Source organism: Streptomyces sp. bgisy100, assembly GCF_057709105.1.
On record NZ_JBYITE010000037.1, the window covers coordinates 1 to 14861 of the forward strand.

The 14861-nt window shown below is 70.9% G+C and carries 12 protein-coding genes; 9 read left to right on the forward strand and 3 right to left on the reverse strand.

Going from position 1 to position 14861, the window contains the following annotated elements; genetic code table 11:
• Positions 1-95: 95 nt before the first annotated feature.
• A complete protein-coding gene (locus AC3EQ1_RS22510; RefSeq protein WP_432096149.1) occupies positions 96-323 on the reverse strand; it encodes a hypothetical protein in 228 nt (75 codons plus the stop codon).
• Positions 324-380: 57 nt separating this feature from the next.
• Between AC3EQ1_RS22510 and map the strand changes: the two genes are divergently transcribed.
• The 4 genes from map (at position 381) to AC3EQ1_RS22530 (ending at position 4738) form a co-directional block, all read left to right on the forward strand.
• Positions 381-1238, forward strand: a complete 858-nt coding sequence (map, locus tag AC3EQ1_RS22515; protein ID WP_432096150.1) for a type I methionyl aminopeptidase — start codon at positions 381-383, stop codon at positions 1236-1238.
• A 144-nt stretch (positions 1239-1382) separates the two neighbouring features.
• Complete coding sequence (locus AC3EQ1_RS22520) at positions 1383-2066, forward strand: biliverdin-producing heme oxygenase (protein WP_432096151.1); 684 nt, start codon at positions 1383-1385, stop codon at positions 2064-2066.
• A gap of 116 nt (positions 2067-2182) precedes the next feature.
• Complete coding sequence (locus AC3EQ1_RS22525; protein WP_432096152.1) at positions 2183-2725, forward strand: GntR family transcriptional regulator; 543 nt, start codon at positions 2183-2185, stop codon at positions 2723-2725.
• 639 nt (positions 2726-3364) lie between these two features.
• Positions 3365-4738: a sugar transferase gene (locus AC3EQ1_RS22530; protein WP_432096153.1), complete on the forward strand. Its 1374-nt coding sequence runs from the start codon at positions 3365-3367 to the stop codon at positions 4736-4738.
• A gap of 53 nt (positions 4739-4791) precedes the next feature.
• On the opposite strand, the gene AC3EQ1_RS22535 is transcribed toward AC3EQ1_RS22530, so the two are convergent.
• Positions 4792-5829, reverse strand: coding sequence for a GDP-L-fucose synthase family protein (locus AC3EQ1_RS22535; RefSeq protein WP_432096154.1), 1038 nt, complete (start codon positions 5827-5829; stop codon positions 4792-4794).
• Positions 5830-5955: 126 nt separating this feature from the next.
• On the opposite strand from AC3EQ1_RS22535, the gene gmd reads away from it, so the two are divergent.
• The 4 genes from gmd to AC3EQ1_RS22555 all read left to right on the forward strand — a co-directional run bounded on the left by gmd (position 5956) and on the right by AC3EQ1_RS22555 (position 10823).
• Positions 5956-6969 carry a GDP-mannose 4,6-dehydratase gene (gene gmd / locus AC3EQ1_RS22540; RefSeq protein WP_388845137.1) on the forward strand — a complete coding sequence of 338 codons (1014 nt, stop codon included), beginning with the start codon at positions 5956-5958 and terminating at the stop codon, positions 6967-6969.
• 283 nt (positions 6970-7252) lie between these two features.
• Positions 7253-9451: a LamG-like jellyroll fold domain-containing protein gene (locus AC3EQ1_RS22545; protein WP_432096155.1), complete on the forward strand. Its 2199-nt coding sequence runs from the start codon at positions 7253-7255 to the stop codon at positions 9449-9451.
• A complete protein-coding gene (locus AC3EQ1_RS22550) occupies positions 9448-9954 on the forward strand; it encodes a hypothetical protein (RefSeq protein WP_432096156.1) in 507 nt (168 codons plus the stop codon). The genes AC3EQ1_RS22545 and AC3EQ1_RS22550 overlap by 4 nt, the downstream gene beginning before the upstream one ends.
• Complete coding sequence (locus tag AC3EQ1_RS22555) at positions 9951-10823, forward strand: glycosyltransferase family 2 protein (RefSeq protein ID WP_432096157.1); 873 nt, start codon at positions 9951-9953, stop codon at positions 10821-10823. Before AC3EQ1_RS22550 ends, AC3EQ1_RS22555 begins: the two co-directional genes overlap by 4 nt.
• 181 nt (positions 10824-11004) lie before the next feature.
• Here the strand turns inward: AC3EQ1_RS22555 and AC3EQ1_RS22560 are convergent, their stop codons facing one another.
• Positions 11005-12945, reverse strand: a complete 1941-nt coding sequence (locus AC3EQ1_RS22560) for a PLL family lectin (protein WP_432096158.1) — start codon at positions 12943-12945, stop codon at positions 11005-11007.
• A 476-nt stretch (positions 12946-13421) separates the two neighbouring features.
• On the opposite strand from AC3EQ1_RS22560, the gene AC3EQ1_RS22565 reads away from it, so the two are divergent.
• Positions 13422-14789 carry an NsdA family TPR-like regulatory protein gene (locus AC3EQ1_RS22565; protein WP_432096159.1) on the forward strand — a complete coding sequence of 456 codons (1368 nt, stop codon included), beginning with the start codon at positions 13422-13424 and terminating at the stop codon, positions 14787-14789.
• The last annotated feature ends 72 nt before the right edge of the window (positions 14790-14861 follow it).

A 14861-nucleotide genomic window follows, 5' to 3' on the forward strand; every position in this document is an offset into this window, starting at 1 on the left:
ACCCGGTCCCCCTCGCCCGGCCGGGCGAGCGGCTGAGCGGGATCAAGGAGCGGGCCGCCGGCCCAGGGCTCACGGGATCCGGCCGCCGCCGGGGATCAGCCCTCCGCGTCCGGGCTCGCCTTGTCGTGCCAGCGGGGGTCGTTCTCCCACTCCCGGTTCCGTTCCGCCGCCGTCTCCATGGCGCGCTCCGCGTCGCCCCTGGTGGGGTAGGGGCCGAGCCGGTCCTCGGCGGGGCACTCCGGCCCCTCCTCGACCTTCTTGTGCTGGAGGCAGTAGAACCACTCGCCGGGCTTGCCGGCCCTCTTCTTCTTGAACAGCGCCATGGGGGCTCCTCTCTCTCGCGCCATGTTTCCCGATGCGGCCTGGATACACTCGCTGGCATGTCCAGCCAGTCACTTCTCGCCCCGGGGACCCTGTCCCCCGCCCGCTCCGTCCCCGCCTCGATCCCGCGCCCCGAGTACGTCGGGAAGGACGCCCCCACCCCGTACACCGGGCCCGAGGTGCAGGACGCCGACACCATCGAGCGCATGCGCGTCGCCGGCCGGATCGCCGCGCAGGCGATGGAGGCGGCGGCCGAGCTCATCGCGCCGGGCGTCACCACGGACGAACTGGACCGGGTCGCCCACGAGTTCATGTGCGACCACGGGGCGTACCCCTCGACGCTGGGCTACCGCCGCTTCCCGAAGTCGCTGTGCTCCTCGGTCAACGAGGTCATCTGCCACGGCATCCCGGACTCCACGGTGCTGCGCGACGGCGACATCGTGAACCTCGACGTCACCGCCTACATCAACGGGGTGCACGGCGACAACAACGCGACGTACCTGTGCGGGGACGTCGACGAGGAGTCGCGGCTGCTGGTGGAGCGGACCCGGGAGTCCCTGAACCGCGCGATCAAGGCCGTCAGGCCGGGCCGCCAGATCAACATCATCGGCCGGGTCATCGAGTCCTACGCGAAGCGGTTCGGCTACGGCGTGGTCCGGGACTTCACCGGGCACGGCATCAACTCGTCCTTCCACTCCGGACTGATCATTCCGCACTACGACAGCCCGCACGCGACCACCGTGATCCAGCCCGGGATGACCTTCACCATCGAGCCGATGCTGACCCTGGGCACCCACGAGTACGACATGTGGGAGGACGGCTGGACGGTCGTGACGAAGGACCGCAGGCGGACGGCACAGTTCGAGCACACGCTCGTGGTGACGGACACGGGTGCGGAGATCCTGACCCTGCCGTAGAGTTTTGCCGACGGCTTGTCGGGAAGGCATTGACTTAGGTCACCCTAAGTCGGAAGAATCGCAGACGGTCGGCCGCGCGGGCGCGGACAGCGCCCGCGGTGGCGTTCTTCCCCTCTCCCGCCCCCTCGGCCCCGGAGGCCCGCCTTGGACGCACCCGGCGCGACACCGTTCTCCACGCTGATCCGCACGGCCTCGCACGAGCAGCACACCGAGGCGGAGAACTCGACGTTCATGAGCGACATGCTCGGCGGGAAGCTCGGGGTGGCGGCGTACACCCGCTACACCGAGCAGCTCTGGTTCGTCTACCGCGCCCTGGAGGACGCGGCGGAGCGGCTCGCGGACGACCCGGCGGCGGGCCCGTTCGTCCGCCACCGCGAGCTGCTGCGGGTCTCGGCCCTGGAGCGCGACCTCACCCACTTGCACGGCGGCCCGGGGTGGCGCGCCACCGCGGAGCCACTGCCCGCCACCGCGGCGTACGCGGCCCGGATCACCGAGGTCGCGCGGAGCTGGCCCGCCGGGTACGTGGCCCACCACTACACCCGCTACCTGGGCGACCTCTCCGGAGGCCAGATCATCCGCTCCACCGCGGAGAAGACCTGGGGCTTCGCCCGCAAGGGCGACGGGGTCCGCTTCTATGTCTTCACCGGCATCGACAACCCGGCCGCCTTCAAGCGGGAGTACCGCGCCCTGCTGGACACCCTCCCGGTCGACGACCTGGAGAAGCAGCGGGTGGTGGAGGAATGCAAGCGCGCCTTCGCCCTGAACACGGCGGTCTTCCGCGAACTGGGGGTGGACTGCGGGCGGGACCGGGGGCCGCTGACGGCTTGAGGGGGCCGGGCCGTTGCCCGTACGTGATCGGCAGCGCCCGGACATCCCCTTCCCTCGGTCGCCTACCGTGTGACGCAACCAGGCTCGGACAGCATCCGTGGTTGCGGGAGGGTCGCGTGAGCGAGAGCGAGTGGGTCAGTACCTCGATGCCGTATCTGGCGCCCGGCGACAGCCGGGGACCGGACCCCTGGACAGCCGAGACCGCCGCCCGGGGACGTCGGGGGACGCAACGCATCGTCCATGCCGGTGAGGCGACGGCACCGGCCGAGGTCGGGGAACTGCTCGGCCTGCCCGAGGGGGAGGCCGTGGTCGTGCGCCGTCGCGTCATGTACCTCGACGACCAGCCGTGCGAACTGACGGACACCTACTATCCGGTGCCGGTCGCCCGCGGCACACCGCTGGCCGGAGCGGCCAAGATCCCCGGCGGGGCGGTGCGGCTGCTGGCCGAGCTCGGACACGTCGGAGTCCGCGTCCGCGAGGACGTCACCGCCCGCCTTCCGACGGCGAATGAGGCGGACGAGCTGCGGATCGAGCCCGGCGAGCCGGTACTTCAGCTGACCCGCGTCACCCTGGACGCCGACGACCGGCCGATTCAGGTCGACATCATGGCCATGCCTTCGCAGCGGCAGCGACTGCGTTACGAGCTCAGGATCGAGTGACCGCACCCGAGCGCCACAGAACGGCACCGACCGCCCGTCACGCCATCCGCCGGCGCCCGGGAGACCGGGGGCGCACCCCGGCCCCTCCCGCGCCGCCCCGATCCATGGGGTATGAATCCGGCCCTTTCCGCGACGCCCGCGGACCGTGACGGCGTCCGGATCCCTTCGTACTGATCCGCGATCGCCGTCGTCCTCCCGCACGGCCGCCGGGGCCGGTCCGGGCGGGCCCGAGGCGGCCGGGGCGGCGGGGCGCGGCCTGGGGTGGGCGCCGCCGGGCGCGGGGTGACCTGCGCCGCGCCCGTCGGGTGAGCCGTTTTCGGGCGAACGCGCGTGCCCCGGAGGGCCTCCGCGTTCGACCGTCAACCCCAGCAAACGAGCCGTGGCGGGAAAAGTGAACCTCAGGGGTATCGAACAGCAAAAATTCGCAAACCTCGGCGGACGCACACCTGTTTGACATACCGTCTCAGCACCTTGCGCGCCGTCCACTTGGGGAAGTGGCTGGTGCGCCTTTTCGGTCGTGAGGTACCAGGGGGGTCCATGCGGCGCGGTGGTATGTCCTATTCCGGATCGGTCAGGCCGGTATCAGAGCGCAAGAGTCTGTCGGGCGGAAGCAGTGAGAAGTCGCCCTGGTATCTGCCCGTGGCGCTGGCCACGGACATCCTCGGCATCGTCGTGCCCGTGTGCACGGTGTTCGCCGTCACGCGCCAGCCCCATCCGGTCCTGGCCGCCCTCGGCGCGGCGGCCGTCTGGCTGGGCGTGCGGGCGTCGCACCGCCGCTACGCCGTCCAGGCGCTGGGCGAGTCCCGCGGCGTGCTGCCCGTCCTCCACGACTGGTTGACGCTGCTGGGGCTGCTCGCGGTTGCGCGGATCGCCGTCGGGGAGAGTTCCGAACCGGCGGTGGCGCTGCTGGCGCTGTCCGCCGCCCCGCTGGTCACCGTCGTCTGCCGGAAGGCCACCCACCGGCATCTCACCGCGCTCCGGCGCGAGGCGCAGTCGGTGCACCGGGTGCTGGTCATAGGGGAGCCGAGCGCGGCGGACGACGTGGTCGAGCATCTGGCCGGGCGCACGGATCACGCCTATGTGGTGACCGGGGTGATACCGGTCGGGTCGGGCCAGCTGACCTCCGGCGTCCCGGCCCTGACCCGGCTGGCCAGCGCGCTGCCCGCCACGCCAGACGAGGACTGGGTGCCGGTGCTGGACGTCGCCGAGCAACTCGGGGCCGAGCTGGTGCTGGTGGCGGCCGGCCCCCGGCTCAGCGGCGAGCGGCTGCGCCGGCTCTCCTGGGCACTGCACGACGTGGGGCTCCCGCTCGCGGTGTCGCCCGGTCTCACCGAGGTCGCCCTGCGGCGGCTGCGGTCGGTGACCGTCGCCGGGCTGTCGCTGCTGCACATCGCCCCGCCCACCCGCCGGGGCGCGCATGTGGTGCTGAAGTCGGCGCTGGACCGGGCGGGGGCGGCCCTCGGGCTGTTACTGCTGGCACCGGTGTACGGGCTGCTGGCGCTGGCGGTCCGGCTGGACTCGCCCGGTCCCGTGCTGCACAAGCAGACGCGCATCGGGCAGGACGGCACGCCGTTCACCATGTGGAAGTTCCGCACCATGGTGGTGGACGCGGAGGCGCGGCGGGCGGAGCTGGCGGCCGTCAACGAGCAGGACGGGCCGCTGTTCAAGATGCGGCGCGACCCGCGGGTGACCCGTACCGGCCGCTGGCTGCGGCGCAGTTCGCTGGACGAGCTGCCGCAGCTGGTCAATGTGGTGCGGGGCGAGATGTCGCTGGTCGGGCCGCGTCCCCCGCTGCCGGACGAGGTGGCCCAGTACGACGACGTCGAGCTGCGGCGGCTGACCGTGAAGCCGGGGCTGACGGGGCTGTGGCAGATCAGCGGGCGCTCCGACCTCTCCTGGGACGAGACCGTGGCGCTGGACCTGCGGTACGCGGACAACTGGTCCATCGGCGGCGACCTGGATGTGATCGCCCGTACGTTCCGCGCCGTCGTCGACGGCCGCGGAGCTTACTGACGGGCGGCGCGATGCTGTCGCCGTGCCCCGCCGCCCGTCGGCGGCGGGGCCGCTCAGACCGCGCCGCCGGCGCACCAGTCGGCGTGGACCGCCGCGATCCCGTCCCGCAGGGGGATCCTCGGCTTCCAGCCGAGGGCGGCGATGCGGGAGATGTCCAGCAGCTTGCGCGGGGTGCCGTCGGGCTTGGAGGTGTCGAAGGCGATCCGGCCCTCGTAGCCGGTCACCTCCCGTACGGTCTCGGCGAGTTCGCGGATGGTGAGGTCCTCGCCGCAGCCGACGTTGACCGGTTCGTCGCCGTCGTAGCCGCGGAGCAGCACGGCGCAGGCCGAGGCGAGATCGTCGACGTGCAGGAACTCGCGGCGCGGGGTGCCGCTGCCCCAGAGGAGGACCTCCTCGCGCCCGTCGCGCTTCGCCTCGTGGAAGCGGCGGATGAGCGCGGGCAGGACGTGCGAGGTCTCCAGGTCGAAGTTGTCGCCGGGGCCGTAGAGGTTGGTGGGCATCGCGGAGATGTAGGAGGCGCCGTACTGGCGCCGGTAGGACTGCACCTGCACGATTCCGGCGATCTTGGCGAGGGCGTACGGCTCGTTGGTGGGCTCCAGCGGGCCGGTGAGCAGCGCCTCCTCGCGGATGGGCTGGGGCGCGAGCTTCGGGTAGATGCAGGAGGAGCCGAGGAAGAGCAGCCGGCGGGTGCCGGCCGCGTGGGCTCCGGCGATCACGCTCAGCTGGATGCGCAGATTGTCCTCGAGGAACGGCACCGGGTAGGTGCTGTTGGCCATGATGCCGCCGACCTTGGCGGCGGCCAGCACGACGGCGTCCGGCCGGACGTCGCGGAGGAAGGTTTCGGTCGCCGCGGCATCGCGGAGATCGAGGGCGTCGCGGCCACGGGTGATCACCTCGTGGCCGTCGGCGGTGAGACGGCGGGAGACCGCGGACCCGACCAGGCCGCGGTGGCCCGCCACGAATATCCGGGCCCCGTCCGGCAGCAGCGGCTCGCCGGCCGTCGCGGCGGAGGAGGGCACCGGCTCGGCCGGGGACTGCGGTCCACCGGCCCGGGCACCGGGGTCGGTGCCCCGGGAAGTCGCAGCTGTCATGGCACCGGATTGTGCCAGCGCGGATCGCCCGCCAGGGAGTGAATCCCTGCATCTGATGGAAACAGCAAGATTTCGCAACATTTCGCCCGGGCCCGACGTGGCCCGGATCTCAGGGGGGGACCTCGCATGGGCAAGAGCGCACTCATCACCGGAGTGACCGGACAGGACGGCTCCTACCTCGCCGAGCTGCTGCTGTCGAAGGGCTACACGGTCCACGGCCTGGTCCGCCGTTCGTCGTCGTTCAACACCGAACGGCTGGACCACATCTACCAGGGCCCGCAGGAGCCCGACCGCCGGCTGGTGCTGCACCACGCCGACCTCTCCGACGGGGTGGCGCTGGTGAACCTGCTGCGCGATCTGCAGCCGGACGAGGTGTACAACCTCGGCGCCCAGTCGCACGTCCGCGTCTCCTTCGACGCGCCGCTCTACACCGGTGACGTGACCGGCATGGGCTCGATGCGGCTGCTGGAGGCGATCCGGGCCAGCGGCGTCGACACCCGGATCTACCAGGCGTCGTCGTCGGAGATGTTCGGCGCGACACCGCCGCCGCAGAACGAGCGGACACCGTTCCACCCGCGCAGCCCGTACGGCTGCGCCAAGGTCTTCGGCTACTGGGCGACGGTCAACTACCGGGAGGCGTACGACCTGTTCGCCGTCAACGGCATCCTCTTCAACCACGAGTCCCCGCGCCGCGGCGAGACCTTCGTGACCCGCAAGATCACCCGGGCGGTGGCCCGGATCAAGGCGGGCCTCCAGGACCGGCTCTACATGGGCAACCTGGACGCCGTGCGGGACTGGGGCTACGCCCCCGAGTACGTCGAGGCGATGTGGCGGATGCTCCAGCAGGACCAGCCGGACGACTACGTGGTGGCGACCGGCGAGGCGGGGACCGTACGGCAGTTCCTGGAGGTGGCGTTCTCGGCCGTCGGCCTGGACTGGGCCGAATACGTGCGGTTCGACCCGAAGTACGAGCGTCCCAGCGAGGTGGACGCCCTGATCGGCGACGCGTCCAAGGCGGAGGAGCTGCTCGGCTGGAAGCCTCGGGTGCTCTGGCCGGAGCTGGCCCGCATCATGGTGGAGGCCGATGTGTCGGCACTCGATGCCGAATTGGCGGGTACGGCGGTTCGTATCGATAGATGACTCGCCAACTCGCAAAGTACGGACATCATTTTGGCCATTTCGGTTACGGCGGCGTGAGCGGCGCCCTAACCTGCCGTGCACAGGGTGGCCAGGGGGGCCGCGCACGCGCGAGCGAGCCGAAAGGGCGCGCCGGTGCCGCACATGAGGGGACCGGGCACGGCGAACGGACAGCCGAGCGCAGTTTCGGAGAGTGCCGGCACCGGGGCAGGGCGCCCGACGGCGAGCAAGTGGACAACACAGCCCAGGGGGGCACATGCGCACAGTGGGGGTTTATGGGGCTGCCATGGCCGTGGCAGTCACATCATTGGTCGGAGCGGGAGCGGTGACGGCGCCGTCGGCAGCCGCGCTGACCCCGCCCGTCGGGATCACGGCCGACGATCTGCCGACCTGGCAGACGAACGGCATCGTCTGGTCGATGGCCCAGGCGGACGGGATGGTCTTCGCGGGCGGCACGTTCTCGACGATCCGGCCGCCGGAGGAGGGCTCGGACGGCGGTGAGCAGCCGGCCGTCAACTTCGCGGCGTTCAACGCGGCGACGGGCGCGCCGACGTCCTGCAAGCTGTCGTTCACCATCGGCTCGGGCACGGCCACCGTACGGGCACTGGCGGTCTCCCCGGACCGCAAGACCCTGTACGCGGGCGGGCAGTTCGGCGCGGTGAACGGGATCGGGGCGAGCAATGTCGCGGCGATCGACATCGCGACCTGCACGCCGAAGACGTCGTTCAAGGTGGCGTCCAGCGCGACCGTGCGCGCCCTGGCCGTCACGGACGACACCGTCTACCTCGGCGGCGACTTCACCTCGCTGGAGGGGCAGTCGCGGCGCTACTTCGGCGCGGTCACCACGGGGGGTGACCTCAAGCCGTGGACGGCCGACGCCGACGAGCCGGGCCGCGCCCTGGAGGTCGCCCCCGACGGGAAGAACGTGGTGCTCGGCGGCGACTTCATGACGGTGCGCGGGGCCGACTCGCACGCCCTCGCCGTGGTCGACGCGGGTACCGGCGCGCTCACCAAGACCTACGCCCGGGGCTTCATCCCGACCACCTCGACGGTCAAGGACCTCACTTCGGACGCCACCGGCGTCTACACCGGCAACGAGGGCACCGGCGGCGGGGTCTTCGACGGCCGGATCGCGCTGAACGCGAGCGACTTCAACCAGCGCTGGCGGGACACCTGCCTGGGCGCCACCCAGGCGGTGACGGTCCACAAGTCGGTGCTCTACTCGGGCTCGCACGCGCACGACTGCAGCAGCATGGGCGAGTTCCCCAACCAGCGCCGCAAGCACCTGCTCGCGCAGTCGGTCGACGACCCGACCCTGCTCGGCTGGTTCCCGGACACCAATGACGGCCTGGGCGAGCAGATCGGCCCGCGCGTGATGGAGACGGCTCAGGCGGGCGGGACCGACTACCTGTGGGTGGGCGGCGAGTTCACCACCGTCAACGGCGGCCGTCAGCAGGGCCTGACCCGCTTCGCGAGCGGCCCGGACACCTCGGCGCCGTCGGTTCCGCTGGTCAACGCCTCCAGCGTGAAGCCGAGCGAGGTGAACGTCCGCTGGCAGTCCAGTCTCGACCTGGACGACAGCAAGCTGACCTACCGGGTCTACCGGAACGGCGGGACGACGCCCGTCCACACCGTCAGCGGCTCCTCGCTGCCGTGGGTCCGGCCGCAGCTCTCCTTCACCGACACCGATGTGACGCCGGGCTCGACGTACACCTACCGGATCACGGCGAGCGACGGCACCAACACCAGTGCCCGGTCCGCCACCCAGACGGTGACGGTGCCGGCCGCGGCCGACTCCTACGCGGAGCGGGTGAAGGCCGACGGCGCGAATCTGTACTGGCGCTTCGACGAGGCGTCGGGGCAGTTCGCGGCGGACGCCTCGGGCGGCGACAACAGCGGTGTCCACCGCAACGGTCCGACGTACCGGGTGACCCCGGCGGCCGTCCCCGGCGGCAGCACGGCCGTGGGCTACAACGGCTCCGACGAGTACACCTACAGCGACCGCAAGCACAGCCGGCCGTCGCAGTACACCATGGAGACCTGGTTCCGGACGACGACGACCTCCGGCGGCAAGCTCATCGGCTTCGGCGACCGCACCCAGGAGCCGAGCGCCAGCCACGACAAGCAGCTGTACATGACCAACGACGGCCGGGTGGTCTTCGGTGTGCACAGCGGCTTCGCCCGTACCATCAGCAGCGGGTTCGGCCTGAACGACGGCAGGTGGCACCACGTCGTCGCCACCCAGGGGCCGAGCGGCATGCGGCTGTACGTCGACGGCTCGCTGCGGGCCAGCAATCTGCTGGTGACGTCCAGCTCGGACTACGACGGCTACTGGCACGTCGGCGGGGACACCATCAACTCCTCGTGGCCGAGCAGCCCGTCCAGCGACTACTTCAACGGGCAGATCGACGAGACCGCGGTCTACCCGAGTGTGCTGTCCGGCTCGCAGGTCTCCGGTCACTACAACCTCCGGACCCGCGGGTGATCCGCGGCCGCCGGTCCGTCGTCGCCGCCGCGCTCCTCGCGGCGGCGGCGACGCTGCTGACCGGATGCGGTAGCGGCGGGGAGCAGGACAAGGGGTCCGGGAAGGCCCGGTCCGCGGCGGCGTCCGCGGACGACCGGGCGGCGGGCGACTCCCCGGCCACCGACGTCGGTGAGGGATCCGAGGCGAAGAAGCCGAAGGCCCCGCGGACCCCGCCGGGCCCCAAGGTGTCGGAGCGGGATCTGAAGCCCGTCACCGGATCGTTCACCGAGAAGCAGAAGTCGTATCTGACCGACCGGGTGCCGAAGGGCACGGACCCGGCAGCGGTCCTGCAGATCGGGCAGGAGAGCTGCGACCGGCTCTCCCGTACGGCCGAGCTGGACCGCAAGGCGGCGATCAGCGCGCTCCGCTCGGGGGAGATCCCGAACGCGGAGGCGGCGGTGAAGCACCTCTGTCCGAAGCAGCTGCCCCTGCTGAAGGCCTCCAAGGAAGGAAGCGGCGGTTGAACCCGAGCAAGCTCCCCATCGTGGTGGCGATCCCCACGAAGAACGAGGCCGAGAACATCGCCCGCACCGTACGGTCGGTCATCGACCACTTCGAAGCGGTGGTGGTGGTCGACTCGGACAGCACGGACGAGACCTGCAAGATCGCCGCGGAGGAGGGTGCCGAGGTCGTCCCGTACACCTGGGACGGCGGCTATCCGAAGAAGAAGCAGTGGTGCCTGGACCACGTCCATCCCCAGATCCCGTGGCTGCTGTTCCTCGACGGTGACGAGACGCCGTCCCCGGAGCTGCTGGCCGAACTGCGGCACTGCTTCTCCCGGCCGCTGAAGGTGGCGGCGTTCGACATCCCGCTGGGCTACTGGTTCGCGGGCCGCCGGCTGCGGCACGGCTACACCATCGTCAAGCGGGCGCTGCTGGACCGCACACGCTGCCACTTCCCCGTCCTCGGGGACCTGGACGCGCCGGGCATGGGCGAACAGGAGGGCCACTACCAGCCGATCGCCGAGCACGTGTGGCGGCTCAAGTCCCCGATCGAGCACGAGGACCTGGACCCGGTGCGGACCTGGTTCGACCGGCACAACCGGTACTCGGACTGGGAGGCGTGGCTGGAGCACCACCCGGAGGTCAAGGAGGAGATCCGGCAGGCCAAGACCCGGCAGGGCCAGCTCTTCCACAAGGCCCCGTTCAAGCCGCTGGTGTCATTCGCCTACGCCTACCTCTACAAGCGCGGCTTCCTGGACGGCCGGGCCGGCTTCGACTACGCCCTGGCCATGAGCTTCTACCGCTGGCAGATCGGGCTGAAGGCCCGGGAGGGCGAACTGAGCGAGGCGGGCCGGCCGGGGGTCACGGTGGAGCGGGTCACGATCCGGTAGGGGCCCGTCGGGTCGAGGACTGGAGGAGGGGCTGTCCCGCCGTGCGGCGGGGCAGCCCCTCTCCCTTGAGCAGCGGGGACAGCCGGCTCACGGCCTCGCCTGGGATCTCGTGGGATTTCTGGACGGTGCGCTCGCCGGGCCCGCCTCACGGTGTGCGGGACGGGCCCGGTGCGGTGGTGGGTCAGCCGCGGTGGACGCAGTGCAGGGTGCCGTTGTGGGACGCCAGGGCCGGAGCCGAGAGGCTGGTCGCGGGGATGCGACGGAACCCGCTCCAGCTGGGCCCCTCCGCCGTTGCCTCCCACAGGTCCTGGCCTGCGCCGGCGGCGCGGACGGCGCAGTACAGCTTGCCGTTGTGGGCCGCCAGGGCGGGTGCGGTGCCGGTCTTGCCGGAGGGGAATTTCTGGTAGGTGTACCAGACGTTGTTGGTGTGCAGTGTCGTCCAGTACAGCCCGTCATCGGCGATGCTGCGGTGGACCGCGAAGAGCATGTTGTTGAAGGGGGCCAGGGCCGGGGTGCTGGTGCTCTTGGCCGGGAGCGCGGTGAAGGCGCTCCAGCGGGTGCCGTCGAAGGTGGCCCAGTGCAGGTCATCGCTGTCGAGGTAGATGTTGAAGCTGGGGTGGAATCGCTTCGCGCGGCGGATCATGAGGTGGAGCTTGCCGTTGTAGGAGGCGAGCGCCGGGGCGGAGAAGGTGCGCACGTCGTCGGGGAGTTTGGCGTAGCCGGCCCACCGGTGGCCGTCGAAGCTGTCGAGGAACAGTTCACCGGTCACGGAGTGGTGGGCGGAGTAGAGCTTGCTGCCGTGGGCGGCCAGGGCTGGTGCGGAGGGACTGGCGCCGGCGAGGTAGGAGAAGGCGCTCCAGGAGGGCCCGTCGTAGCGGTTCCAGTACAGCCTTCCATCGTCGGCGGCGCTGCGGACCATGGAGAACAGCTTGCCGTCGTAGACGGCCAGGGCCGCGGCGGCGACCGTACCGCCGGAGGGGAAGGGGGTGTCCGTGCTCCAGGCGGTGCCGTTGGTGGAGGTGGTCGACAGCAGGCGGGTGTCACCACGTCCGGCCCACCGCGCGTACAGGCGGAAGATGCCACCGTCGCCGGTGAACTGGAAGTAGCGGGTCTGATTCGGCAGCGCGGCCAGAGCCGCGATGGCCGGGCGGTCGAAGACGATGGTGTGTTCCTGGATGAAGTCGTCGTCGTTCCTGAGCCAGGCAATGAGTTCTTCGATGAGCCGTACGATCATCGAGGCGAGCATGATCCAGTCGGCCGTGTTCCCCCACTGGCCGGACGGGAGCGGCGCGATGAGCTCGGAGAACTTGGCCAGCTCATCGGAGATGATGCGCAGCTTGCGACGCATCTCGTCGTGGAAGCCGCTGGTGCTGTCGTCTTCTTCCCAGCAGGCGATGTTGCAGGCCACGATCTTGCTGATGATGCCGTCGAACAGGATCTGGTCCTCGGCGCGGATGGTGGCCCAGTCGCCGGAGTTGAGGGAGCCGTAGTGCTCGGTCTTGCGGGTGTGCTTGCCACCGCCATCGGAGCCGGAGCTCAGCGCCCAGTAGATCTCATCCCGGCCGGTCTCCCCGTTGGTGGCGTCCACGCAGTGCATCTTGTCCAGGACGATCCGGGCGTGGAAGTTCGCGGCGGCCTGCTCGGCCGGAGCCGAGGAGGTCACCAGCGTGACCCCGAAGCCGGCCTCCTCCACTGCCCGGCAGAACTCGATGCTGTTCAGTTCCTCCGGCACCTCGGTGGCGCCCACGTCGACCACGTTCACGTTCGGCTGCGCGGAGATGTCCTGTGTCTCCGGCAGGTCCTTGAGCAGGTCCTCGGTGGCGTAACCCTCAGCCAGCGGACGCGCCGTCACCGTTTGGGGGAACAGCTGCGGCGCGTGGCGCACCGAGGCTTCCTCCGTGTACACCCGCCCGATCTCGCGGATGTCCTCCTCGCTGAGCAGGTGCCCCAGCGGCGCCAGCAGCCCCGCCTCCAGATCCGTCAGCTCCATGCCCGCATCCAGCCGGGCCGCCCCCCGCAGCAGCACCCCGTACAGCAGGGCCGTATCCCGCGGCGCCGCTGCCCGCCGCCGGGTCCGTTCCGTTGCGGGACGGCCCTGCAACTGCGCACGTACCCGCTCCACACGCTCACTCTGAGACAAGAACACAGACGCCACGAAAACCCCTTCAGGGATGAGACGCCCCCGACCCAGCACCAGGGCCGAAGTACGCCCTGACCCTCCCAAAGCGGCCACTCTGAGCGACAGGTAATTTACGGACAGTTCTGACATGGCGGCCAGGACCCCACCAGACCGGCGGATGTCGCACACACAACGGGAGCAAATCAGCACGCGCATCACGGTCCGGCCCGAGCTGGCGAAGGGGCGCCGACCCACCAGCAATGACGACCTCCCACCGGCCCTCACGCGGGGTGAGTGCGACAGCGGAGCCCGTGATCACATGCGTGTTCGCCCTTCCTCTTGCCTCATGTGGATGGCCGGGCGGCTACCGCCTGAGCAGAATCGACCGCCCGCACCCGCAGTGACCAGTACCGTGATGTCGCGAGACGTGGCGAAGTGGCAACGCTCCGCGACAGGTGCTCGGGGAGGGGAGAACGGTGATGACCGGCAGAATCAGCAATCCGAACCTCGCGTTATGGATCGCGGCAGCCGACCTTTCCCACGGCGAACTCGCCCGCCGGATCGCAGCCGAAGCGATGCGCCGAGGTCACCGACAGATTGCCCCGAACGCCACCCGCATCCGCCGCTGGATCGAGGGCGAACGCCCACGCCCGCCCGTACCCGTGCTCCTCGCCGCGGTGCTGTCCGAGGCGGCCGGTCAGCCCCTCACCCCGGGTGATCTCGGTCTGATGGCTGCCGGGCCCACGTTGGATGACATCCAGCTCCCGTTGCTGACCGAGGCAGCCGCCCAGGCCCTGGCCGTTTGGACTCGGATGGACCTCTTCCTCGATCGTCGCGACGCCCTCAGGCTCGCCCTCGGCACCCCGCTGATCCTCGCCGCCGAGCGCATGCTGGGCGGCCATGCCCGCCGCCTGAACCGCGACACGAAGGGCTTCGACGCCGACACCACCGCTGCCCTGGAAGACGTCACCACCTTCTTCACGAAGGCCGACGCCTCCAAGGGGGGCGGGCTCTACCGCTCCGCGATCGTCGCACAGCTTGCAGAAGTCGCCCGCCGCGTCCAGGACGGCGTGCCGCCGTCGCTCAAGACCCGGGTCTTCGCGGCTGCCGCCGACCTGGCGGCGCTGGCCGGATGGGTCAGTCACGACTGCGGACGGTATGCCACCGCCCAGCGGTACTGGTCCTACGGCATCTACGCTGCGGGCGAGGCCGGGCAGCCCGACCGTGGGGTGGAGATCGTCACCCGCATGTCACACCAGATGATCTACCTCGGACACCCCGGCGACGCACTCGGCCTGCTCGCTGTAGCCGGGGCGAAGGCCGAGCTGCCCGCGACCAGGGCGCTGGTCGCCTCCCAGACCGGGCGGGTCCACGCGGCCCTCGGTGATGAGCGCCTGGCGGAGAAGCACCTCGTCGTCGCTGACGAGTTGGTGGCCGAGGGCCTCGGCGACGACGTCCCCGACTGGGTGGCCTACTTCGACGCCGCCGAGCACGCCGGAGCCCGTGCGGTCTCCGCCCGCGACCTGGCCTGCGCCCTCCGGCCTCGCGCAGCGAGCACCCACTTCGCCGACGCCCTCGCGCTCAGGAAGCCGGGGTTCGAGCGGGTGCGTGTCATGGACCGGATCGGCCTGGCCGCCGCTCTGTTCAACGAGGGCGAGCCCGAGCAGGCCGCCCGAGCCGCCCGGCACGCCCTCGACGAGGCGGCCCGGGTCGATTCCACGCTCGTCGCCTCCCGGCTCAACACCCTGCTGAACGCCGCACGCCCGTACCGCACCGCCGACGTGGACGAGGTCTGCACCCGCGCGCGGGATCTCGCGGCAACGCGCCCGACACCGGTTGCGGCCTGAGACCATCGAGCCATGGGCAAGCACTCCCGGCCCGGGCCGCCGAACCAGCCGTCCCCGCCGTCCCCCGCATCG

What these genes read in the sequence shown, in the direction of transcription:
- AC3EQ1_RS22535 (WP_432096154.1), bottom strand. Translation starts at nt 5,829, where the DNA reads ATGACAGCTGCGACTTCCCGGGGCACCGACCCCGGTGCCCGGGCCGGT.
- gmd (WP_388845137.1), top strand. Translation starts at nt 5,956, where the DNA reads ATGGGCAAGAGCGCACTCATCACCGGAGTGACCGGACAGGACGGCTCC.
- map (WP_432096150.1), top strand. Translation starts at nt 381, where the DNA reads ATGTCCAGCCAGTCACTTCTCGCCCCGGGGACCCTGTCCCCCGCCCGC.
- AC3EQ1_RS22545 (WP_432096155.1), top strand. Translation starts at nt 7,253, where the DNA reads ATGGCCGTGGCAGTCACATCATTGGTCGGAGCGGGAGCGGTGACGGCG.
- AC3EQ1_RS22510 (WP_432096149.1), bottom strand. Translation starts at nt 323, where the DNA reads ATGGCGCTGTTCAAGAAGAAGAGGGCCGGCAAGCCCGGCGAGTGGTTC.
- AC3EQ1_RS22565 (WP_432096159.1), top strand. Translation starts at nt 13,422, where the DNA reads ATGACCGGCAGAATCAGCAATCCGAACCTCGCGTTATGGATCGCGGCA.